At 64.4% G+C, this 21,191-nt stretch carries 22 protein-coding genes; 4 read left to right on the top strand and 18 right to left on the bottom strand.

Translation table 11 applies throughout. The features are described from left to right. Window positions 1-20: 20 nt before the first annotated feature. The 13 genes from ACN9MV_RS09900 to ACN9MV_RS09840 all read right to left on the bottom strand — a co-directional run bounded on the left by ACN9MV_RS09900 (window position 21) and on the right by ACN9MV_RS09840 (window position 14,912). On the bottom strand, window positions 21-1,040 hold the full coding sequence (locus ACN9MV_RS09900) for a patatin-like phospholipase family protein (protein ID WP_426391997.1): 1,020 nt from the start codon (window positions 1,038-1,040) through the stop codon (window positions 21-23). Window positions 1,041-1,230: 190 nt separating this feature from the next. Then, window positions 1,231-2,763, bottom strand: a complete 1,533-nt coding sequence (ntrC, locus tag ACN9MV_RS09895) for a nitrogen regulation protein NR(I) (RefSeq protein WP_093050201.1) — start codon at window positions 2,761-2,763, stop codon at window positions 1,231-1,233. Window positions 2,764-2,790: 27 nt separating this feature from the next. Beyond that, the gene (gene glnL, locus ACN9MV_RS09890) at window positions 2,791-3,870 is read right to left on the bottom strand and encodes a nitrogen regulation protein NR(II) (protein ID WP_093050198.1); all 1,080 of its coding nucleotides are present in this window, start codon (window positions 3,868-3,870) and stop codon (window positions 2,791-2,793) included. A 2-nt stretch (window positions 3,871-3,872) separates the two neighbouring features. Next, on the bottom strand, window positions 3,873-4,382 hold the full coding sequence (locus ACN9MV_RS09885) for a hypothetical protein (RefSeq protein ID WP_426391995.1): 510 nt from the start codon (window positions 4,380-4,382) through the stop codon (window positions 3,873-3,875). A gap of 153 nt (window positions 4,383-4,535) precedes the next feature. Further along, window positions 4,536-5,951, bottom strand: a complete 1,416-nt coding sequence (glnA, locus tag ACN9MV_RS09880; protein WP_093050193.1) for a type I glutamate--ammonia ligase — start codon at window positions 5,949-5,951, stop codon at window positions 4,536-4,538. Between the two features lie 146 nt (window positions 5,952-6,097). Continuing rightward, window positions 6,098-6,898, bottom strand: coding sequence for a competence/damage-inducible protein A (locus ACN9MV_RS09875; protein ID WP_176928704.1), 801 nt, complete (start codon window positions 6,896-6,898; stop codon window positions 6,098-6,100). Next, window positions 6,895-7,785, bottom strand: a complete 891-nt coding sequence (locus ACN9MV_RS09870; RefSeq protein ID WP_426391993.1) for an EI24 domain-containing protein — start codon at window positions 7,783-7,785, stop codon at window positions 6,895-6,897. Before ACN9MV_RS09870 ends, ACN9MV_RS09875 begins: the two co-directional genes overlap by 4 nt. A gap of 50 nt (window positions 7,786-7,835) precedes the next feature. Beyond that, window positions 7,836-8,810 carry a sterol desaturase family protein gene (locus ACN9MV_RS09865; protein WP_093180052.1) on the bottom strand — a complete coding sequence of 325 codons (975 nt, stop codon included), beginning with the start codon at window positions 8,808-8,810 and terminating at the stop codon, window positions 7,836-7,838. Window positions 8,811-8,823: 13 nt separating this feature from the next. Beyond that, on the bottom strand, window positions 8,824-9,636 hold the full coding sequence (locus ACN9MV_RS09860) for a polysaccharide deacetylase family protein (RefSeq protein ID WP_097199677.1): 813 nt from the start codon (window positions 9,634-9,636) through the stop codon (window positions 8,824-8,826). Then, complete coding sequence (locus ACN9MV_RS09855; protein ID WP_426391991.1) at window positions 9,620-10,633, bottom strand: YncE family protein; 1,014 nt, start codon at window positions 10,631-10,633, stop codon at window positions 9,620-9,622. Before ACN9MV_RS09855 ends, ACN9MV_RS09860 begins: the two co-directional genes overlap by 17 nt. 82 nt (window positions 10,634-10,715) lie before the next feature. After that, entirely contained in the window at window positions 10,716-11,465 is a 750-nt protein-coding gene (locus ACN9MV_RS09850; RefSeq protein WP_426391989.1) for a pseudouridine synthase, read from the bottom strand. 61 nt (window positions 11,466-11,526) lie between these two features. Then, window positions 11,527-13,263, bottom strand: coding sequence for a gamma-glutamyltransferase (gene ggt, locus ACN9MV_RS09845; protein WP_093050172.1), 1,737 nt, complete (start codon window positions 13,261-13,263; stop codon window positions 11,527-11,529). Between the two features lie 53 nt (window positions 13,264-13,316). Next, entirely contained in the window at window positions 13,317-14,912 is a 1,596-nt protein-coding gene (locus ACN9MV_RS09840) for a methyltransferase regulatory domain-containing protein (RefSeq protein WP_426391987.1), read from the bottom strand. A 320-nt stretch (window positions 14,913-15,232) separates the two neighbouring features. Here ACN9MV_RS09840 and ACN9MV_RS09835 point away from each other — a divergent pair, with 320 nt between their 5' ends. The 4 genes from ACN9MV_RS09835 to ACN9MV_RS09820 all read left to right on the top strand — a co-directional run bounded on the left by ACN9MV_RS09835 (window position 15,233) and on the right by ACN9MV_RS09820 (window position 18,339). Beyond that, on the top strand, window positions 15,233-15,514 hold the full coding sequence (locus ACN9MV_RS09835) for a hypothetical protein (protein WP_426391986.1): 282 nt from the start codon (window positions 15,233-15,235) through the stop codon (window positions 15,512-15,514). Between the two features lie 9 nt (window positions 15,515-15,523). Continuing rightward, the gene (locus ACN9MV_RS09830) at window positions 15,524-15,727 is read left to right on the top strand and encodes a hypothetical protein (protein WP_426391984.1); all 204 of its coding nucleotides are present in this window, start codon (window positions 15,524-15,526) and stop codon (window positions 15,725-15,727) included. 912 nt (window positions 15,728-16,639) lie between these two features. Continuing rightward, a complete protein-coding gene (locus ACN9MV_RS09825) occupies window positions 16,640-16,975 on the top strand; it encodes a hypothetical protein (protein ID WP_426391983.1) in 336 nt (111 codons plus the stop codon). A gap of 308 nt (window positions 16,976-17,283) precedes the next feature. Then, on the top strand, window positions 17,284-18,339 hold the full coding sequence (locus tag ACN9MV_RS09820) for an FkbM family methyltransferase (RefSeq protein ID WP_426391982.1): 1,056 nt from the start codon (window positions 17,284-17,286) through the stop codon (window positions 18,337-18,339). Window positions 18,340-18,405: 66 nt separating this feature from the next. On the opposite strand, the gene ACN9MV_RS09815 is transcribed toward ACN9MV_RS09820, so the two are convergent. From ACN9MV_RS09815 to ACN9MV_RS09795, 5 genes are read right to left on the bottom strand one after another with little or no spacing between them, the layout of a single operon-like run. Then, complete coding sequence (locus ACN9MV_RS09815; protein WP_426391981.1) at window positions 18,406-18,936, bottom strand: hypothetical protein; 531 nt, start codon at window positions 18,934-18,936, stop codon at window positions 18,406-18,408. After that, window positions 18,936-19,496, bottom strand: coding sequence for a lysozyme (locus tag ACN9MV_RS09810; RefSeq protein WP_426391979.1), 561 nt, complete (start codon window positions 19,494-19,496; stop codon window positions 18,936-18,938). The genes ACN9MV_RS09815 and ACN9MV_RS09810 overlap by 1 nt, the downstream gene beginning before the upstream one ends. Continuing rightward, window positions 19,493-19,807 carry a hypothetical protein gene (locus ACN9MV_RS09805; protein WP_426391977.1) on the bottom strand — a complete coding sequence of 105 codons (315 nt, stop codon included), beginning with the start codon at window positions 19,805-19,807 and terminating at the stop codon, window positions 19,493-19,495. Before ACN9MV_RS09805 ends, ACN9MV_RS09810 begins: the two co-directional genes overlap by 4 nt. Window positions 19,808-19,865: 58 nt before the next feature. Next, on the bottom strand, window positions 19,866-20,279 hold the full coding sequence (locus tag ACN9MV_RS09800) for a hypothetical protein (RefSeq protein ID WP_426391976.1): 414 nt from the start codon (window positions 20,277-20,279) through the stop codon (window positions 19,866-19,868). 5 nt (window positions 20,280-20,284) lie between these two features. Further along, window positions 20,285-21,145, bottom strand: coding sequence for a hypothetical protein (locus ACN9MV_RS09795; protein WP_426391975.1), 861 nt, complete (start codon window positions 21,143-21,145; stop codon window positions 20,285-20,287). Window positions 21,146-21,191: the final 46 nt, after the last annotated feature.

Below are 21,191 nucleotides of genomic sequence, written 5' to 3'. Positions count from 1 at the left end.
CCCGGCGTCGCTCGCCTCGCTCAAGTCCAGTTCTGCTGGACCCAGCTGCGCACCGCCGCCCATTCGGGCGAGCTCTCGATGTATTTCTGCGTCGCGCTCACCAGCTCGCCCACGTTCTTGTAGTCGTCCAGGCCGAACGGCTGGGCCAGCGGCACGTTGCCGCGCATGTAGTTGTTGCCGAGCAGCTGGCCGGCCTGGGTCGCCGCCAACTCCGCGGTGGCATCCATGGTGAGGTTGAGCAGCGCAGTAGCCGGCACCACGCCGTCGCTGAACGGCCACAGCCAATGCGTGACGCCCCAGTCCAGCGGGTTGGACACGGAACTGGGCGGCACACCCACCGGATTGACGCCGGTGCCCAGCGACAGCATCACGATGTCCGACGGGGCGGTGGCGTAGCCCTGGTAGATCGCTTCCACGATCGCCGTCATCGAGGGGTTGTTGGCGAAGGTGCCGCCGTCGGCGAAGTAGCCGAAGTCCCCCATCTGGTACGGCGGGAAGTACGTTGGCGCGGCCGAGGTGGCCAGCGCGGCGTCCACCATGCTGATGCCGCGATAGGCGTTGCTCTGGCCGTTGGAGATGGTGCACGGCGCCCAGCTGTTCTGGTTCGCATCCCACAGCCGCGCGGAGTTGACGGCCACGAAGCGGCTCGCCGACGACAGTGCACCGCCGCTACCCACCAGCTGCTGGGCGACTGATTGCAAGCCGGTGTTGACGTACTGGCACTTGAAGATGCCCGGACCGCTGCCCAGCAGGTCTTCCGTCGACTGCGCCGGTGCCCGGTCCTGCTGCTTGGCTTGCGCGTCCAGCAGCCAGCCGTTGGGCTTGAAGATGGTGGAGCCATCGTTCTGGTAGACGCTGACGATCTTGTCGATGCTCACGTTGTTCACCAGGCCCAGCGAGATCAGGCCGCCGGTGGACGTGCCGGCGAAACCGTTCGCGCCTGCGACGATGCCGAAACTCTTGTCCAGGTCCTGGATCAGCATCGCCGTGATGACGCCGCGGATGCCGCCGCCGTCGCAGCAGAGAATCTTGAAAGACATGGCTACGCTCCTTGCTTGAGTGGACGGTACCCGCGGCGCGCGGGCCCGGATGCTCCCTGGTCTCAGGCCGGAATGTGAGTCAATTGGTGGAGCAGCGCATCACTTGAACGAGGGATGGGCGATCTTCTGCACCGGTACGGCTGACTGGATAAGTCCAGCCGGCAATAAAAAAGGCCCCAAGGGGCCTTTTTTATTCGATGCCGAGTTCCTGGATCTTCCGGGTGATGGTGTTGCGCCCGATGCCCAGTTTCTGCGCGGCCTCGATGCGGCGGCCGCGCGTGTTGGCCAGGGCTGTAAGGATCAGCCTCGACTCGAAGCGGCGCGAGAGCACATCCCACACATCGGTGCGGCCGGCCGCGAGCAAGGCCTGGGCTTCGTGCTCCAGGCCGCTTTCCCAACTGCTCACGCCCGCATGGGCTTCAGCGGGCTCGGAGACGGCGTGCGCAGGCGCCGATTCGCTGCCTGCAACTGGCAGCGACGCCACGGGCTGGGCCGCTGCGGTCGGCGCGACGGTCGCGGCTTCGGGCACATGGAGAGTCTCAGCGCCTGCACCGACGGCCATCACCTCGGGCGGCAGGTCCTTCGCTTCGATCAGCTGGGCCGGCGCCATCACGGTCAGCCAGTGGCAGATGTTCTCGAGCTGGCGCACGTTGCCCGGGAAGCCGAAGGCCGCGAGCTTGGCCAGCGCCGCATCGGAAATGCGCTTGGGCTCGACGCCCAGCTGACGCGCGCTCACCTGCAGGAAGTGGCGCGTGAGCGCGGGCACGTCTTCACCGCGTTCGCGCAGTGCCGGCAGGCGCAGGCGAATCACATTGAGGCGGTGGAACAAGTCTTCGCGGAAGCCGCCGAGCTTGACGCGCTGCTCCAGGTCCTGGTGGGTGGCTGCGATGACGCGCACGTTGGCCTTGACCGAGTTGTGGCCGCCCACGCGGTAGAAATGGCCGTCGCTCAGCACGCGCAGCAGGCGCGTCTGCAGGTCGAAGGGCATGTCGCCGATTTCGTCGAGGAACAGCGTGCCGCCCTCGGCCTGCTCGAAGCGGCCGCGGCGCATGGTTTGCGCACCGGTGAAGGCGCCGCGCTCGTGGCCGAAGAGTTCGCTCTCCAGCAGGTCCTTGGGAATGGCTGCGGTGTTGATCGCAACGAAGGGGCCGTTGGCGCGCGGCGAGTGCTTGTGCAGCGCACGCGCCACCAGTTCCTTGCCCGAGCCCGATTCGCCGGTGATGAGCACCGTGACGTTGCTTTGCGAAAGCCGGCCGATGGCGCGGAACACGTCCTGCATCGCAGGGGCCTGGCCGAGCATTTCGGGCGCCGCGACCATGCGTTCTTCGGCGACTTCCTCGCGCTGGCTTTCATCGACGGCACGGCGGATGAGTTCGACCGCACGCGGCAGGTCGAAGGGCTTGGGCAGGTATTCGAAGGCGCCGCCCTGGAAGGCCGAAACGGCGCTGTCGAGGTCGGAGAAGGCCGTCATGATGATGACGGGCAGGCCGGGGTGCTTGGCCTTGATCTTGTCGAGCAGGTCGAGCCCGGAACCGCCGGGCATGCGGATGTCGCTCACCAGAACCTGGGGACCTTGCTGATCGTCGTCGGCGGCCTGTTCGAGTGCTGCCAGCACCTCGCGCGTGTTCGTGAAACTGCGCGTGGGCAGGTCTTCGCGCAATAGAGCCTTCTCGAGCACGAAGCGAATCGATTGGTCGTCATCAACTATCCAGATCGGCTTCATGCATCTCCTCTGTTGCCGGTGGCTGCGCTAGGGCAGCGGTATCAATATCTTGAAATCGGTTCGGCCCGGGACGCTGTCGCACTCGATCACGCCGTGATGCTGTTGCACAAAAGTTTGCGCGAGCGTCAATCCCAGCCCTGTCCCGCCTTCCCTGCCCGATACCAGCGGATAGAAGATGCGGTCCTTGATCGTGTCCGGCACACCCGGTCCATTGTCGATTACATGCAATTCCAGTGCCAGTCGATACCACTGCTTGTTGAAGATCACCTGACGGGCTATGCGCGTCTTGAAAGTGATCTGCGCGTCGCCTGCCGCGCGGCGCTCGGTCAGCGCCTGCGCCGCGTTGTGCGTGATGTTGAGCGTGGCCTGGATGAGCTGCTCGCGGTCGCCGCGGAACTCGGGAATGGACACGTCGAAATCGCGCTCGATGTGCAGGTCGCGCGGAAACTCCGCGAGGATGACCGAGCGCACGCGCTCGCACACCTCGTGGATGTTGACGTCGCCCACCACATGCGGGCGGCGGTGCGGTGCCAATAGCCGATCGACCAGCGTCTGCAGCCGGTCGGCCTCGTGGATGATGACCTGGGTGTATTCGATGAGGTCACGCGATTCGACCTCCATCTGCAGCAGCTGCGCCGCGCCTCGGATGCCGCCGAGCGGGTTCTTGATTTCGTGCGCGAGGTTGCGGATGAGCTCCTTGTTGGCCTGCGCCTGATCGATGAGGCGCTCTTCGCGGTCTTGCCGCACCTGCTGCTCGAGCGGCGACATCTCGATGATGAGCTCGCCCTTCTTGTCGCCCTGCGCAAGCGTGACCTGCACGGGCATCAGCTCGTGGTTGACGCGGCGCAGGAAGGCCTCATAGCGCAGCGTTGCAAAGTCGTTGCTGCTCGCACCGTCGATGGCCGTACGCAGCACCTGCGGCTCATGAAAACACGCGCCGAACTGCGAGCCTTCGAGCGTGCGGCGCGAGGTGCCCAGTGCGTCTTCGAGGCCTGCGTTGGCGAACAGCACGGAGCCGTTGCTGTTGACCACCGCGATCAGCGTGGACAGCAGGTCGAAGGACTGGAAGCGCGGATTGGCGCCGGTCGCCTTCTTCCCGAACACCATGACTACTGCGACTGCTGCTTGTTCGGCAGGCGGCCGATTTCGCGGCGGATGCCGGCGATGTCACTCTCGTTGCGCGCCAGCTCAGCCTTCATTTCGGCGACGCGGTCCAGGTACTTCTGGTAATTGCGGCCTTCGCTGCCCTGCTTCTCGGGCTCGCCGTTGTTGTATTCCTTCTGCAGCTCGGCCTGGCGTGCCTCGGCCTTCTTGAGCTCAGACTCGAGCACCGAGCGAGCCTCGCCGTCACGGGCACGCTGGTCGACGCCTTCGACACGCGGGCTGCCCGCCGGCGCACGCGCCGCGGAAGAGCCACCGGACGACGCAGAGCCACCGCCCGAAGACTTGGTGCCTTGCACGACCGTGACGTTGCCACCTTCCATGACCTTGCAGCCCTTCTGCTGGGCGATGGTGGCGTTGTTGGTGTACTCGTTGCCGCAACGCCAGACGCGTTCCTGCGCGAGCGCCGGCAGCGCGATCAATGAACCGGCCAGGAAAATGAGAGAAGCAGTCTTCATGTGTATCGGTGGAGGGCGGCGACAAAGGTGCATTTTCGTGCAATTCGATGCCACCAGTGACAAGATGTTCCACTCCATTGAAAAAGGACGGCCGTGGCCGTCCTTTTTCATTACATCCCCGCCAATGGATTGGTGAGGTTGTACTTCGCTCGATTACAGCGAGTAGTACATGTCGAACTCGACCGGATGGGTCGCCATGCGGAAGCGCGTGACTTCCTGCATCTTCAGATCGATGTACGCATCGATGTACGCATCGGTGAACACGCCGCCCTTGGTCAGGAACGCACGGTCCTTGTCCAGGTATTCCAGGGCTTGGTCGAGGCTGTGGCAGACGGTCGGGATCAGCGCGTCTTCTTCCGGCGGCAGGTGGTACAGGTCCTTGCTGGCGGCTTCGCCCGGATGGATCTTGTTTTCCACGCCGTCGAGACCGGCCATCAGCAGCGCAGCGAAGCCGAGGTACGGGTTCATCAGCGGATCGGGGAAGCGCGCTTCGACGCGGCGGCCCTTCGGGTTGGCCACGAACGGGATGCGGATCGAGGCCGAGCGGTTCTTGGCCGAGTAGGCCAGCTTCACCGGGGCTTCGAAGCCGGGCACCAGGCGCTTGTAGCTGTTGGTGCCGGGGTTCGTGATGGCGTTCAGGGCACGGGCGTGCTTGATGATGCCGCCGATGTAGTGCAGGGCGAAGTCCGAGAGACCTGCATAGCCGTCGCCGGCGAACAGGTTCTTGCCGTCCTTCCAGACCGACTGGTGCACGTGCATGCCGGAGCCGTTGTCGCCGACGATGGGCTTGGGCATGAAGGTGGCGGTCTTGCCGTAGGCGTGGGCCACGTTGTGGATCACGTACTTCTGCAACTGGACCCAGTCGGCGCGCTGGACCAGCGTGCTGAACTTGGTGCCGAGTTCCATCTGGCCGGCGTTGGCCACTTCATGGTGATGCACTTCGACCGGGATGCCGAGCGACTCGAGCACCAGGCACATTTCCGAGCGCATGTCCTGGAAGCTGTCGACCGGGGGAACCGGGAAATAGCCGCCCTTGACTGCCGGACGATGGCCGGTGTTGCCGTGCTCGTATTCCTTGTCGGTGTTCCACGAGGCTTCTTCGGAGTCGATCTTCACGAAGCAGCCCGACATGTCGTTCTTCCAGCGGACGCCGTCGAACACGAAGAATTCGGGTTCCGGACCGAAGAAGGCGGTGTCGCCCAGGCCCGAAGCCTTCATGTACGCCTCGGCGCGCTTGGCGAGCGAACGCGGATCGCGCTCGTAGGCCTTGCCGTCGGCGGGGTCGATCACGTCGCAGGTCAGGATCAGCGTCGTTTCTTCGAAGAAAGGGTCGATGTTGGCGGTGTTCGGGTCGGGCATGAGCTGCATGTCCGAAGCTTCGATCCCCTTCCAGCCAGCGATGGACGAGCCGTCGAATGCGTGGCCCGAGGTGAATTTGTCTTCATCGAAAGCCGAGACCGGCACGGTCACGTGCTGCTCTTTGCCACGGGTGTCGGTGAAGCGGAAGTCGACGAACTTGACCTCGTTTTCCTTGACGAGCTTGAGTACATCGGCGACGGTCTTTGCCATCAGTTTCTCCTGAGTTGGATGGTGGTTAGGAATACAGGGACGAGGGATGCAGTTTCTGTGCCATTGTCACCTCACTCGATGAGGCTTTAGTGGCCGCCGCAAACCCCAAATGAAGGCGGAATTTCACCAAAATGGTGCGTTCAGTATTAACGCACCAATTCTGGACCAAGCTTGGCATCAAAGGTGTGCAACCCTTCGATCAGCTGGACATAGGCGGCATCGAGCCGGCCGGGGTCACCCTTGACGCCCAGCTCGATGTGGCGGCCGTATTCGGGGTGATCGACGCTCGGCAGGCTGAACACCTTGATGCCGGCGTGGGTGGCCTCGATGGCCTGCATGAGCGGCGTCAGCGTGGCTTCCATGGCACCGAAAACGATCACCGACTTCTCGGCGACGGCATTGCGGGTAAACAGTTCGGCGTAACGGCCGTCGAGCACGGACTCGATCATCGGCCAGGCCATGACGGGGAAGCCCGGCACGAAGTGCACGTCGCCGACGCTGAAGCCGGGGATCTTGTTATACGGGTTGTAGATGAGCGCGGCGCCCTGCGGAAACACGCCCATGTTGAGCCGGTGCACGTTGTCGGACCGGTCGGGCTCGTAGGGCACGCCCTGCTCACGCGCGGTGTCCTGCATGCGCTCGCGGATCAGCAGCTCGGCCTCGGGGTGCAGCGCCAGCGGCACGCCCAGCGCCTTGGCGGCGCACTGGCGGGTGTGGTCGTCGGGCGTGGCGCCGATGCCACCGGTCGAGAAGACGATGTCGCCCGAGGCGAAGGCGCGCGCCAGCGCAGCCGTGATGCGCGCGGGCTCGTCGCCCACGTATTCGGCCCAGCTCAGCTGCAGGCCGCGCGCGGCGAGCAGCTCGATGACCTTGGCCATGTGCTTGTCGGCCCGCTTGCCGGAAAGGATCTCGTCGCCGACGACGATGAGACCGAATGCGCGTGTCATGGTGAACCCCATTGGGAAAGAGCGGCCTTGCTAGCCTCTTCGGCTTCGAGCGCCGGTGTTGTGCCGTTGGCGGCCGATGCCTCGGCCACAGCGCGCTGGGCACGCAGCCGCGCGAGCGCGTCAAGGCAGTAGTGAGCGAACCAGAGCGCCGAAAAGGCGAAGACCAGTGTGTAGATCCAGATGGCGATCGGCACCAGCACGAAGAAGGCGGCGGCGAACAGCAGGCCCGATGCCCAGACGATGCTGGGCGCCGCGCCCAGGTAGCCGCACAGCACGCCGATGCACAGCAGCGGCAGCCGGTGCGCGCGCAGCAGCGCGGCGCGCTCCTCGGGGCTGGCGTGCTCGGCCAGCGCATCGAAGCTCATCACGCGGTAGGTGAGCCAGCCCCAGATCAGCGGCGGCAAGATCAGCACCAGCGGCGGAATGAGCCACAGCGGCATCGACACCACGAGGGCGATCAGCGCCAGGATGGTGACGCCGAGCGAACGCGCGACGCTGCCGAAGAACGAAGCGCCCTTTTTCTGCTCGAGCGAGGGAAAACGCCGCTCGCCCACGAGCCTGGTCAGCGCAGGCGCCATGAAGCCGGCCACGATCAGCAGGCAGACCACCACGATCAGCGGCGTGGCGGCGAACACCACGACCAGGGACGCCAGCGCGAAAGTGACGTCACCCGAGAAAAGACGGCCAATCCACGCCCAGAAGCTCGACAGCAGCGGCCAGGCATCGAGCGCGCCGCGTGTCCAGGTCACTGCGGAGTCCCAGTAGAAATAACCGAGCCCCGCGGCCAGCAGCACCATCAACCCCAAAGGAAGCAGCGACAGCACGATCACGCGCGGCAGCATGCAGTAGGCGACCGCGCGCCAGAAGGAGTCGAGGAGCAGGCGCATTGAGCAGCGAGGATAACGCCTCGGACGAGCCGTTCAGGGGCCGGAGCCCCTCAACCGCGACCGACCATTCGCTTCAGGCCGAGCCACTGCTGGGCCCAGAAACCGCGCCCGTATTCGCGCACGCGGCCATCGGCGCTGGGTTCGACCTGGTCGCGGATGCCGGTCGGGTCGTAGCGGTCCTCGAAGTTGGCGGTGCGAAACAGCATGTCCCACCAAGGCAGCAGCACGCCGAAGTTGTGGCCGCCGAGCGTGCTCCTGCCGTTCGATTCGTGCCCCAGCCCGATGCTGTGGTGCAGCCGGTGGAAACGCGGGCTGATCCACAGCCGCTCGCCGATGGCGCCGAAGCTCAGCCGCAGGTTGGCGTGCTGCAGGCTTTCGCTGAGCTGCGTGAAGGCGACGAAGGCAATGAACTGCCCCGGCGCGACGCCGATCAGCTGCGCCACGATGACGATCAGCGTGTCGTGGACGATGTCGTCGAGCAGGTGGTTGCGGTCGTCGCTCCACATCGTCATCTGGCGCTGCGAGTGGTGCAGCGAGTGCAGGCCCCACCACCAGTTGAACTGGTGCTGGCCGCGGTGGATCCAGTAGCCGACGAAGTCGAGCACCACGAGATAGATGGCGAAGGCGACCACCGGCACGTCGGTCACGCCGGGCCACACTTCGTCGAGGTGGAAGGTGCCCCACCCCGCCGTGCGCAGGCTGCCCATCGCATCGTCGAAGAAGGGCTGCAGCGTGAAGAAGATCGCCAGCCGGAACAGGCCGAGCCGGTGAATCAGCGTGTAGAGCATGTCGATACGGATCGCGTGGCGGTCGACCACCGGCTCCACCGATCGCCAACGCTGCAGCGGTCCGATGATCGCCAGCAGCACCAGGATCTGGATGACGCCGACCAGCAGCCAGCCGGTGGCGTCGAAGGCGTCTTCGGTCCAGCCGCCGAGGCCGACGGCGTAGACCAGCGGCTGCACGGCGGCCTCGAAGAACCAGCCCTGCATGGCGGAAAAAGCGTCTGTCAGCCAATCGATCACGGCGAAAACTCGTTCAGGGGTGAGATGCAATCCAGGCGCGGAAGTCCGGGTGCTGGCGCAGTGTCTGGAAGCAGAAGCCCTTGGCCTTGAGCCCGACGATCAGCGGCTCCAGGTTGGCCGGAGCCCATGGGTCCTTGCGCGACCAGATACCCAGGTGCGCGAGCAGGATGTCGCCGGGGCGAATGGTGTCGAGCGCCTGCGTCAGCAGTTTGGCGTTGCTGAACTTCTCGCTCGGCAACTCGTCGCCGAGGAAGCCGGCGGGCGCCCAGCCGACGTACTTGTAGCCACAGCCTTCGGCGGCGGCCAGCAGCGCGGGCGAGGTCTTGCCGCCCGGCGCGCGGTACAGCGGCAGCGGCTTCTTGCCGGTGATGGCGGCCAGCCGGTCGGACGACTTGCGGATGTTGGCGCAGTACTCGGCCGCGCTCCAGGTCGATTCCTTGCCGTCCTGCGGGCCGGCCGAGGGCTTGATGCGGAAGCTCGGCGGCGTGCCCTTGACGTCGGCGCGCCAGTACGCATGGTCGTAGGTGTGCGATCCGAACTCGTTGCCTTCGGCCGCCCTCGCCTTCCACCAGGGCGCCCAGTGGTCGTCGAGGCTGTCGCCGTCGGTCTGGGTGCGCTCGGCGGCGGCGAAGAAGGTGACGCGCACGTCCTGCCGCTTGAGCACGTCGGCCACCAGCGGAGCGACGCCCATGTGGCCGGTGTCGAAGGTCAGGTAGACGGGCTTTTCGCAGGTGGCGCCCGGTGTCGCCCCCCAGGCGACGGGAGCCACGACTCCGGCCAGCGACAGCGCGAGGGCCGCGCCGATGCGGCTAGATGCGCTTGGCATGATCGAGCGTCCAGACGCCATGCGGCGAACGGCCGACATTCACCTGCCGCACGACCTTGTTGCTGGCCAGGTCGACCACGCTGAGCTTCTTGATCCAGCGCGAGGTCACGTACAGGGTCTTGCCGTCGGCCGACAGGTCCATGCAGTCGGGACCGCCGGGCACAGGATAGGTCGCGATGACCTTCAGCGTCGCCAGGTCGATGCGGCTGATGGTGTTGGCCACGCGGTTGCTCACGAACACGCTCTTGCCGTCGCCGGCCGAGCGGAAGGCGTGGGCGCCCTTGCCGGTGGGGATCTTGCCGACCAGCTTGGGCTCGGCGCCGGCCACGTCGAACACCTGCACGCCGTCGCTGCCGGTCAGGCCCACCAGCAGGGTCTTGTCGTTGTGCACGCCGAAGATGTCGGCAGGCATGGTGCCGGTGGCAACGCGCCACTTGACTGTTTGCGTGGGCAGGTCGACGGCGATCATCTCGTCGCTGTCCTGCATCGTCACGTAGGCGATGGTGCTGGTGTTGTCGATCCAGATGTGGCTGGGCGTCTTGCCGCTGGCGATGCGCTTGGCCAGCTTCAGGTCTTTGCCGTCCCAGCGGTAGATGTCGACGTGGTTCAGGCGGTTGCCGGCCGTGACGAACCACTTCATGTCGCGCGAGAACTGCAGCTGGTACGGATCGATGATGCCGTAGACCACGCGCTGCACTTCCGCCGTGCGGGGGTTCAGGAAAGTCAGCGAATCGCCCGCCGAATTGGCCACGATGACCGACTTTTCGTCCGGCGTCATGTAGATGTGGTGCGGCTCCTTGCCGGTGGCAATGCGCTGTTTTTCCGTCCAGTCGACGGGATTGATCACGCTCACGCTGGCGTCCAGCGAGTTGAGCACGAAGATCGGGGGAAGTTCGGCCGGCGCGGCGGCGGCGGCGGCGGGGAATGCCGCCATGGCCGTCAGACAGGAAAACAGGAAAGCCGCGATGCGGCCGTTCGGTCGAGCAGGGAGTCGCAAGGGAAGGTTCCGGGAGAGAGCTTGGCGAGATTAACGGTCGAGCCTTAGGACTGGCTGACCGTCAGGGGGCGCTTTGTTCCGCTTATTTCGGCGGTTTGGCCGGTTTGGCCGGCGCGCGCAGGGCGGCAACCTGGTCGGCGGTCAGCCAGCGCCACTGCCCCGGCGCAAGGTCGTCGGGCAGCGTCAGGTCGCCGATGCGCGAGCGATGCAGCCCCTCGACCCGGTTTCCGACCGCGGCCAGCATGCGCTTGACCTGGTGGTACTTGCCCTCGGTGAGCGTGAGCCGCAGGTGCAGCGGGCTGTCGGACTCGCAGGCGGCGGCGCGCACGGGCTTCGGGTCGTCGTCGAGCACCACGCCGGCCAGCAGCTTGGCGATCTGCGCCTCGTCCACCGGATGCTTGGCCGTTACCTCGTAGACCTTGGGCACGTGGTGCTTGGGGGAGCCCATCTTGTGGATGAACTGGCCGTCGTCGGTCAGCAGCAGCAGGCCGGTGGTGTCCTGGTCGAGCCGGCCGATGGCCTGCACGCCTTGCACCGCGCCCTTGTTGGGGCGCAGGCGCAGCGGCGACGGCAGCAGCGTATAGATGCTCGGATAGGTCGAGGGCTTCTGCGAGCACTCGGTGCCGGCCGGCTTGTGCAGCATCAGGTAGGCCTTCTCGTGGTACGCCCACGCGGTGCCCTGGACTGTGTAGTGAAGGCCCTCGGGGTCGAGATCGGCGAATGGGTCGGTCACCGCCTGGCCCTCGATGGTCACGTGGCCTTGCTGGACGAGGCCCGCGCACACGCGCCGCGTGCCGAAGCCCTGGGTATAGAGGATGTCTTGCAGGTGCATGAAAAATGAAAAAAGCGGCCGCGCCGACAAGGGCACGACCGCCTTCTAGTTTGCCGCAGGATCAGTAGCCTGCCGCCAGGCCCGTGTTGCGGCGCGGATCGTTGGCACCGTAGAAGCGGTTGTTGCCGACCGGCTTGCCGCCCAGCGACGGCGCGCCGACGATGATGGCCGCGAGGTGGTTGGCCGGCTGCGGCACACCCAGGTTGTGGCCCATGTCGGTCAGGATCTTGCGCGTGTCGGGGCTCAGCGCGAAGGTCTCGACGTTGGTGACGTCGGGCAGCCATTGCTGGTGGAAGCGCGGAGCGTCCACCGCTTCCTGCACGTTCATGCCGTAGTCGACCACGTTCAGGATCGTGTGCAGCACCGCCGTGATGATGCGGCTGCCGCCGGGTGTGCCGACCACGAACACCGGCTTGCCGTCCTTCGACACGATGGTCGGGCTCATCGAGCTCAGCGGACGCTTGCCCGGGGCGATGGCGTTGGCCTCGCCCTGCACCAGGCCGTACATGTTGGGCACGCCGATCTTCGAGGTGAAGTCGTCCATTTCGTTGTTCAGCAGCACGCCCGTCTTGGCGGCCGTGACCTTGGCGCCGAACCAGTCGTTCAGCGTGTAGGTCACGGAGACGGCATTGCCCCACTGGTCGGTGATCGAATAGTGGGTGGTGTTGCTGCCTTCATGCGGCGCGACACCGGGCTTGATGTCCTTGGAGACGCCGGCCTTCTTCGGATCGATGACGGCGCGGATCTTCTCGGCGTAGCCCTTGTCAAGCAGGCGGTCGAGCGGGTTCTTCACGAAGTCGGGGTCGCCCAGGTAGCTGTTGCGGTCCACGTAGGCGTGGCGCATGGCTTCGATCTGGTAGTGCACCGACTGGGCCGAGCGGAAGCCCAGGTCCTTGAGCGGATAGCCCTCGAGGATGTTGAGCATCTCGCAGATGATCACGCCGCCCGAGCTGGGAGGCGGCGCCGACACCACGCGGTAGCCGCGGTAGTCGCACTCGACGGGCGCGAGTTCGCGCGTCTTGTACTGATCGAGGTCGGCCTGGGTGATGATGCCCTTGCCGGCCTGGCTCGACGCCACGATGGCGTTGCCGACCCAGCCCTTGTAGAAGCCGTCGGGGCCCTTCGCGCTGATTTCCCTCAGCGTCTTCGCCAGGTCTTTCTGCACCAGCTTCTGGCCGACCTGGAAGGGCTGCCCCTTGTTCAGGAAGATCGCACCGGAGACCGGGTCTTTCTGGAAATCGGCGGTGGAGGTCCACAGCATGTCGATGTCACCCTGCTCCAGCGCGAAGCCCTTGTCGGCCAGCTGGATCGAGGGGGCGATGAGGTCGGCGCGCTTCATGGTGCCGTACTTCTCGCGCGCGTATTCCATGCCCGAGACGGAACCGGGCACGCCCACGGCGAGGTGGCCATTGGTGCTCAGGCCCTTGATGACGTTGCCATCCTTGTCGAGGTACATGTTGGCCGTGGCGGCCAGCGGGGCCTTCTCGCGGAAGTCGAGGAAGGTCTTGCGGCCGTCGGCCAGCTGCACGGTCATGAAACCGCCGCCGCCGAGGTTGCCGGCCGCGGGGTACACCACCGCCAGTGCGTAGCCCACGGCCACGGCCGCGTCGACGGCATTGCCGCCGCGCTTGAGCACGTCGACGCCGACCTTGCTCGCCAGGTGCTGCGCGCTCACGACCATGCCGTGCTCGGCCGCGACGGGCGCCACCGATGCGGCATTCGACGCGCCGGCGGCCGCCAGCGCGAGCACCGCCACCACGGCAGCGCGCAGCTTCGGGGTCCAGTGAATTTGTTGCATGCAGGTATCTCCTCTTTGAGTGTGTTGAAGAAAAACGGTGATGTACGTACGGGTCAGCCCGTGAGCAGCGCCTTGCGGCGCAGGCCGTCGAGCGCCAGCGAGACTTGCTGGCGGGCGAATTCCCTGACTGCCGACGGATCGGTCAGCGGCTTGTCGTCCTTGACGAAGCGCAGGCGATCGCTTCGAACCTCCGCTTCGAGGTGCTCGGCCAGCGCGTCGTGCGAGTGCGTGCCGTCGAGCAGCGGCAGCAGGCTTTGTTCGAGCAGCGTCAACACCACGGGCTCGTGCCACTGATTGCAGGTGTTGGCGGTGGCGTCGACGCCCGACACAAGACCCGAAGCGCCTCTCACCGCGGGCAGCGCTTGCGGCAAACCGGAGACCACGTCGGCCGCAGACACCGGCGTGCGCCGGATGCGCAGGGCGCCGAGGATCAGCAGCTCCTCGAGCATCGCCATCGCGGCAGATTCGATGGCGGCCTGCGGCTGACCCGTGAGCCCGGAGGCGGCCTCGATGAGGGCCGACGCAGAGATCGATGCCGGATAACGCGTGTCGAGCAACTGCGCCACCGCCTTGTGCACGGGCAACCGCAGCGTGACCTTCAGGCCTCGCATTGCGCTGCAGGGCTGCTCGCGGGCATCGAGCGTGAGCGCCCCACCGTCGTCGGCCCTGAAGATGCCGGCGAATTCGAGCGAGCGGATGCGCGCGGGGTCCAGCTTGTAGCGAATGTGCGCCGCTTGCGTCTGCTTGACCAGAAGGGTCTGGCGGAAGGTGCGGTTGACCAGGAAATCGAGGTACTGCTCCATCATGATCTGGCTGCCACCGCATTCGCGCAGCAGCGGATCGCGCACCTTGTCGCCGTAGTTCTGCACGAACATCGTCGATGGCTCCGCGTCGCACAGGTAGGCAAGGCCGTGGGCATCCGCTCGCGCCACGAACTCCTTGAAATAGCACGGCGCATTGCAGGGCTCGAGAAACTCGTGCAGCAGGTACGAGCTGTTGGCGTTGCGCACGATCGGCATCGCCTCTTCGAGCGTCTTCTTGAGCACGCTGTCGGCACGGGCCGACTGCTCGAGAAAGTCGAGCATGCCGCGTGCGTAAGACAGTTTTTCTTCCGGCGTGTCGCGCGGACCGCCGCGCAGGATCATCGCGTCGCGCACGATCTCGCGCGCCTTCCAGCCCGGGTACACGTTGTAGCTCACGTAGGCCACGCCGGTGGGCGCGAGATTTTCGGAGCAGATGCGCAGGATCGCGTCCTGCACCGGACCTGGCACCCAGCTGTAGACGCCGTGGCAGACGATGTAGTCGAACTGGCCGAACGAAGCGTCGATGTCCGCAAGGTTGAAGGCCTTGAGCTCGATGTTCGACAGCCCGGCGCGCCCGATGGCCGCCGCACCTTGCGCCACCTGCACCGGCGACAGATCGATGCCGATTGCACGCGCCTCGGGGTGGCGTGCCGCGAAGGGAATCAGGTTGCCGCCGGCCGCGCAGCCGAGCTCCAGCACACGGGCCTTCGCGGGAGGCGGAGCATCGAGCCCGAAGAGAAATGCTAAGGCTTCCAGATGCTCCATCGCTGACTGTGGAAACGGATGCGAGTCATAGGGCACCGTGTCGTAATAGCTGGTCAACTCGGAAGTCAGGGAATCCGGCACGGGCGTCCTTATCGGGATCTGGGCAGGCAGCTGGAAACTGCAGTGACTGCAATGTGACAGTGCTGGCCGACTATAGCCCCGCGTTCCGGCGAAAAAAAGCGGGCTTGCACAGGGCCTCGCGAACCGCGCATAAAAAAAGCCCAGCTGTGAGGCTGGGCTTGAAAGCCTATCTGCTTGGCATGCATCAAGGCCCCCGCACAGGTTGACCAGCGGGGGACGGTTTACCCGTCAAGGAGAAATTCGGATGGGTGGAAAAAACGATGTCTTCATGGGCATAGTCTACTGTATATTTGTACAGTCTTTTAACAAAGGATGCCGCCATGTCTCTGCCCGAGGAAACAACCACCCCGCCCAATCATGCGCTCAAGGAAGCGCTGGCCTGGATCTCGAAGTTTGCGCATGCATGGAAGGCCATCGAGCCTTCCCCGAGGAGCCTCAGCATCGACGGCTTCATCATCTGGGGGCCCGTGCTCTACGAAAAGCACAAGGGCGAAGATCCGGTGCAACTGGCGCGGCAATTGTTCGGCCAGTCCGGTAAGTACTTCAAGTATCTCTATCCCGACCGTGGGCGAAGCTCGAACGATCCCGGTGGTCTTACTTAGAATGCCCCGATGAATTGGCGCACACTGCTTCCGCTTGCCCTGGTCCTCACCGGCTGCTCGACCCCACCCAACGAGGTGACGCAAGTTCGCGAAGGCGTACTGCGTGCCGTGACCTACGTTCAAGCCTCGGACTATTGCGACGCGCGAAGCAAGACGCCGCGCTGGCTTGGCAAGGCGCCTGCGGAGCAGGGTGTTTTGTTTCAGTGCTACTGAGTCCCGGAGCCTGATAACGCAGGGAACGTCTCAGCGGGGATCGCCTTCGGTGAAGCTGAGGGGATTTGAACCCTCGAAGAATCGCCCGCGAGGCCTTTATCCATGCGGGTTTCGGATTCAGGGCCTCGATTCGTGTGAGAAGTGAGTGAAACCTGCTTTGCACCAAAATGCGGCGAGGGCACCAAGGATGTGGCCCTGGCCCGAAATTAATACAATAGAATTCACTCCGGTAGCCCGCTGTTTTCTTCCTCCTCCCTCCTTAGGGCTACCCTTGCCCGCCTCGTGCGGGCTTTTTCATGCCTGCCACGAAGTGCCCGGGGCCGGAAGCGAACCGGCACACGCTACTTCCGCTTCTGGTTTGAATATCTCCGAACCAAGACGTTCGCGAGTTCGTCGGCAATGGAGAAGATCTGCTCCTTTGGAGCTTCCGCACAGGGCCGCCGCTATAGAAACCGGGCTTAGCTACGCCCACCAGACCATCGAAACAGGCGCGGTGACTGCCCACCCTTTGCAATTCTCTCGATGTCCTGCAGTACGGCTTGGACAGCAGTTACCCAAGCCGCAAAGGCCTGTTGAATGGGCTTGCTCGGCCCGGTGGGAGCCTTTGTCATGCAGCAATGGTGGCACGTCCTGGGCCAACGTTCTGCGCTACCTCACATAACGCCCAAGGCACCGAAATCCCTTGAAATGTCAGTCCGCCGGGCCTAATAACTCATCGATCCGACGTATTCCAGCTTTCGTCGCGACCGCGTGCGCGGTCTTCATATCTGGACATACCTGGTGGACTTCGACTCGAAAGATTTCACCACCATCGAGGCTGCAGATGCTGCAACCATGCACGACGAACGTTCCGCCAACGTTTGAAAGAGCGGGTGTGATGATGAAGTCCCGATAGGGCGTTGTGACAGGGAAATGGTCAAGCCTTTTGTTCATTGCGTCCCCTGCGATCTTCGAACGGAGCGTCTCGCTGCTCACGCTGCGGCGGTGCACGTCCGTGATTTGGCCTGCTACGTCCGGAAGCGCCTCGATGCGCTCTACAACATCTCGTGCAGTTGCTCGGCGGTGCGGATGGGCTTGGCCATCAAGTCAGCCTATGAGTCGAAAGCAGCTCTGAATGCCGCCTTCGTTCTTTCCGCTTCGGCAAGCAGCGCCTCTTTCACCCGCATATCGGGCTCCTCTCCACCCGACGCCGGAAAGATCGCGCGCTCCAGTTCATCCGAGGCTTCCGTCCAAGCCCTGAACGTCTGATACCTGTCCTGTTGAGTCGCCATATTCACCTCCAACCGCCGAAGGCCGCAGTATGAACCTCCTCGACACCACCCCGACCGGGTGCGAACCGAGCGACCTGCCGCTGGCATTACGACGGTATCTATTTACGAACGGGCGGCTTCGCGCCTCGGTGTCGAGGGAAACCACTCGGCAAGTACCCATTCACGCCGCTGGCGCGCCGAGGCGCTCCATTGTCCCTTTGCGCCCGAGGGCTGCGAGAGGGTGGAGTAGAGTGCCCCGAAACAAATTGATAAGAGGGCACGATGGATCAGAGGACAAAGCGCAGCATGCCCGTGCGCATCGGCGATCGGACCTTTCAGGTCACGTCAGACGACGAATACCTGGGCAATCTCAACGGAACTTTCGAACCGGCGACCGTGGAGCTGTTTCACACGCTCGTGAGGCCGAACGACGTTGCACTCGACATCGGCGCCAACATTGGCTGCACTGCACTCCTGCTGTCTCAGCTCGCCAGCAAGACCATTTGCTTTGAGCCATCGCCAAGCACATATGCCCTGCTGCAATCCAACGTCGAAAACGCGGGCGCGGCCAACGTCGTTCTGGTCAACGCGGGGCTCGGCGCGGAGGCGGCAGACCTTTCCATCGTATTCAGCCCCACGAACCGGTCGGGCGGCTTTGTTTCCGACAAGCCCCTAGAAGGTCATGCCATGGAGTCGATCAAGATCGTCCACGGCGATGAGTACTTGAAGGCGGCACTCCCTGGCACCAAGGTCGATTTCGTCAAGATCGACGTCGAGGGCTACGAGCTTCACGTGTTGGACGGCTTGGCCGAGACGCTGGTCCGCGACCGCCCGGTCGTCACGCTCGAACTCAACCACTGGTGTCTCAATGCCTTCCAGCGGATGAGCGTGCCAGACTTCTTCGACGGGCTCCGCGCGAAGTTCCCCGTCCTGTATGCCCTTGGCAAGCGAGGCGCGCGCGATCTGCATTCCCCCGCGAACTCCTACTTCGTGATGCACGAGCACATCGTGAAGTTCGACTACCCCGTGATCGTGGGCGCGTTCCATGAATCGCAGCTGGAAGTCTTCCTTGATCGCTATGTCCGCAACCCGCCAGCGTATGAGGAACCGGTGCCGGCCGAGGTTCGGATCGTCGAGCTGCAGGCGGCACTCTCACAGACCGAGCAGGTGCTCGCCGCGGAACTTGTAACTCGCGCAAGAGAGCAGGCAGTGGCGTTCACCCTGGCGCGCGATGCTGAGGCGCGGCAACGTGATGCCGAGGAGCGGCGGCAGCAGCTGCAGGCAACCATCGACGCCCTCCATGCCTCGCACAGCTGGAAGGTGACGGCGCCGCTCCGCGCTATGCGCGACCTGCTCAACTGATACACCAATGAAAAAAGCCCCCAGCCCGAAGGCTGGGGGGATAGTTCGGCTCCAGTGATGGCCGCCCTACGGCGGCGCGAGCAACGCTCGGTCGTTCTTCACGGTGTCGAGCAGAAGCTGCACTTCGTTGTCTCGCCTTTCAACAACGAGTCGGCCTCCTTCAAGAAGCTCTCGACTTCGTACAGCCATGGCTGCGAGGACTGCGGATCGATCTGCAACACGCTGGCAGGCAGCGGGGTCGGTTGCGGCTTGGTCCCGATCACGGGCGGCGAATGCGGCGTATTGCTGGCGCAGCCGGTCGCGCTCAGCAACAACAGTGCGGCGGCGATCATCCAGCACCTTGAGGCGTTTCTCGAAAGCATTGACGTTCTCCTGTTGGGTCTTGGCATGACTGGCCATCAGCGCCACAACGCGCTGCAGATCGACCAGTGCTGCCAGTGCACGCGCGGTGTTTTCCTTCGCACGGTCCGCCTTCTCTGAGGCCAGATCTGCGCGCGCACCAGCGGCGCGCGTGCGCTCGATGCCGGCGGTGGCCAGCGCCGCAACGAGCCCCAGGCCAAGGGCCCAGAGCAACGGCGTTTTGAGGTCGGGCAGCATCAGAGGCTCCCGCTGCAGGTCTGAGCCTCGTCGGCCCTTCGATTGGCTAGGCCCTGCACGAAGGTGCATTGCCGCTGCCCGCTCACCGTCCTGCAGGTGTACGACCAGACCAGCGTGCCATCGTCTCCGCGCGCCAAACGCTGGCAGCCCACAGCCCATTGCCCACGGTTCCATGCCGCCATAGCCCCGCTGCTGCAGGTCGCGGCCGGCCCGAGGTTCCAGGCATGCGAGGTCGCCATGTCGAAGACTGTCTGCGACGGAGCCCGCCTGAAGCACGGCGCCAGGCGCTGCTGCACATCGACGACCGCGGCGCGCTCTTCGGCCTCGCACTTTTCCTCGCTCCAGCGTTCGCCCACGATGATCGGCGTCGAGGTGACGTGTTTGGTCAGGCCGTTGCAGACGGTGGGCAAGCCCCCGGCCAACCTGTCGGCGTACACCACGAGCACGCGAGCCTTGCCGCTCTCCCACTTCTGCAGGAATCCCATCAGGTACGGACTACCGGCAACGAGGGTTGCGCCAGCGACGACGATGGTGCTGATCAGTTTGGTCTTAGTACTCATTTAACGGTCGTCCCGGCCTTGAAGGCGGTGTAGAGGCTGACGACCGCGGCGACGGCGCCTGCGATGTAACCAAGCGGTCGCGCGAACTTGCCGATCCAGTTGAGCACCTTGAAGGCGCCCTTCAGGTTCGCAAACGCCTCCACCAAGTCCGAGGTGTTCGCCTCGATTCGCTTCGTCGCTGCCGTGTTGTCGGCCAGTTCGGCCTTGAACGTGTCGAAGCCTTCTTCGAGGTTGCCAACGCGTCCACTGAGTTCGCCGAAGTCTGTTGCCGTCGGATCGTTGATCACGATGTCACTCAGGTCTTTTTTCATGCCGTCCTCTCCAGAAAAAAGAAAACCCGCCGAAGCGGGTCTAGTGGTGCTTGGTTCTTCACGTCGGCAACTGCAGTGCGGGCAGCATGGCCAGCAACTCGTCGGTCGTAGGCTCCGCGATTTCATCGGCCTTCACCTGGGCCAGCACCTCGTAGCACTTGGCATAGACCGCGTCCATCCAGGTTCCGAACGCAACACCCTCGGCGTGAAACGGGCTCGCGGGCAGAGCAGCGCGCAGCGAGGCTGTGATGATGCTGTCGTAGCCCTTCGCCCTGGCCGCGGCATTCAGATGCTCGTCAACCCCGGCCAGCAGCATCAATGCGCGCTGCTCCAGCGAAGGCGAAGGCGCCTCATCTGGCGTGTTTCCGGCCGCGACCCAGGCAAGGTATTCGCGGTACTCGACATTGACCTCGTTGCGCGCGAAGCAAACGCCGTCTTCGCGCTCGATATGGTTGGGGTGGTTGGTGTACATGATGTTCAGGGCTCGCAGGAAACTGTCCAGGTGCCGATCCAGGCAAGAGTCCCGGTCGCGATCGGCGTAGCGAACCAGGTCAGGCCGTCGGGGGTAGCCCCTCGGGCGTCATAGGTGTTGCAGTTGGTGTTGGCTCCGACCGTGTAGGTCACGCTCAGCGTGCCGGAGGCCTTCGCCACCTTGAAGGGAATCCGGACAGCGGTGCCATTGCCGGCACTGTTGTAGGCCTGCAATTCCCCCGCACCACTTTCACGCCGGCGCTGGCAACGCAACAACTCATAGCTGCGCAGACGCCGCTGGAAAGTGGTGGAACTTGTGCCGACCTCCACCTGCACGCGCGAGAGCGTGCCGGTATTGAATTCGATGGTCATGGCCGCGTTGGCCGTAACACCGGTGGCGGTCACGCCCGACACTGCGTATGAGCCGCCCGCGATCTTCCCTTGCGCAGTACCAAACCACGACATGCAGTAGCTGCCGCCTTCGATGTCGTCTGCATCGATGATCTGGAGAAGCGAGCCGGCTGTGATCGTGACAACGAAGTCGTTGCCGGAGGCCGCGAATGTATAGGTGCAGCCCGACGCCCCTGCCTTCCATCGGTCATGCCCATATTCGCCAGCAGCCAGCACTACGGTGCCCGCCTTGACTCGCTGGTTGATGACGAAGGTTCGGTTGTCTACCAGGTTGCGCTCGTTCGTCGCGCCGGCTGTTCCGAGACCCAGAGCCGCGCGAGCGTCGGACGCAGTGCCTGTCAGCCCCAGCAATCCGGTGAGGTAGTCCCACAGCGCGCCGAAGCCGGCGCGAGCCTGGGCATTGCTGGGCGTTGCCCCGCTGCCGGAGATGCTGTCTCTGCTGGGTGGTGTTGCCATGTTTGCTCCTTTCGATGAGCACAAAAAAGCCCGCTCGAGGCGGGCT

It is taken from the genome of Variovorax sp. R-27 (assembly GCF_049913215.1).
Taxonomy (GTDB): Bacteria; Pseudomonadota; Gammaproteobacteria; order Burkholderiales; family Burkholderiaceae_C; genus Variovorax.
The sequence above is the reverse complement of the archived record's forward strand: the minus strand, read 5'-3'. Positions and strand labels throughout refer to the sequence as shown.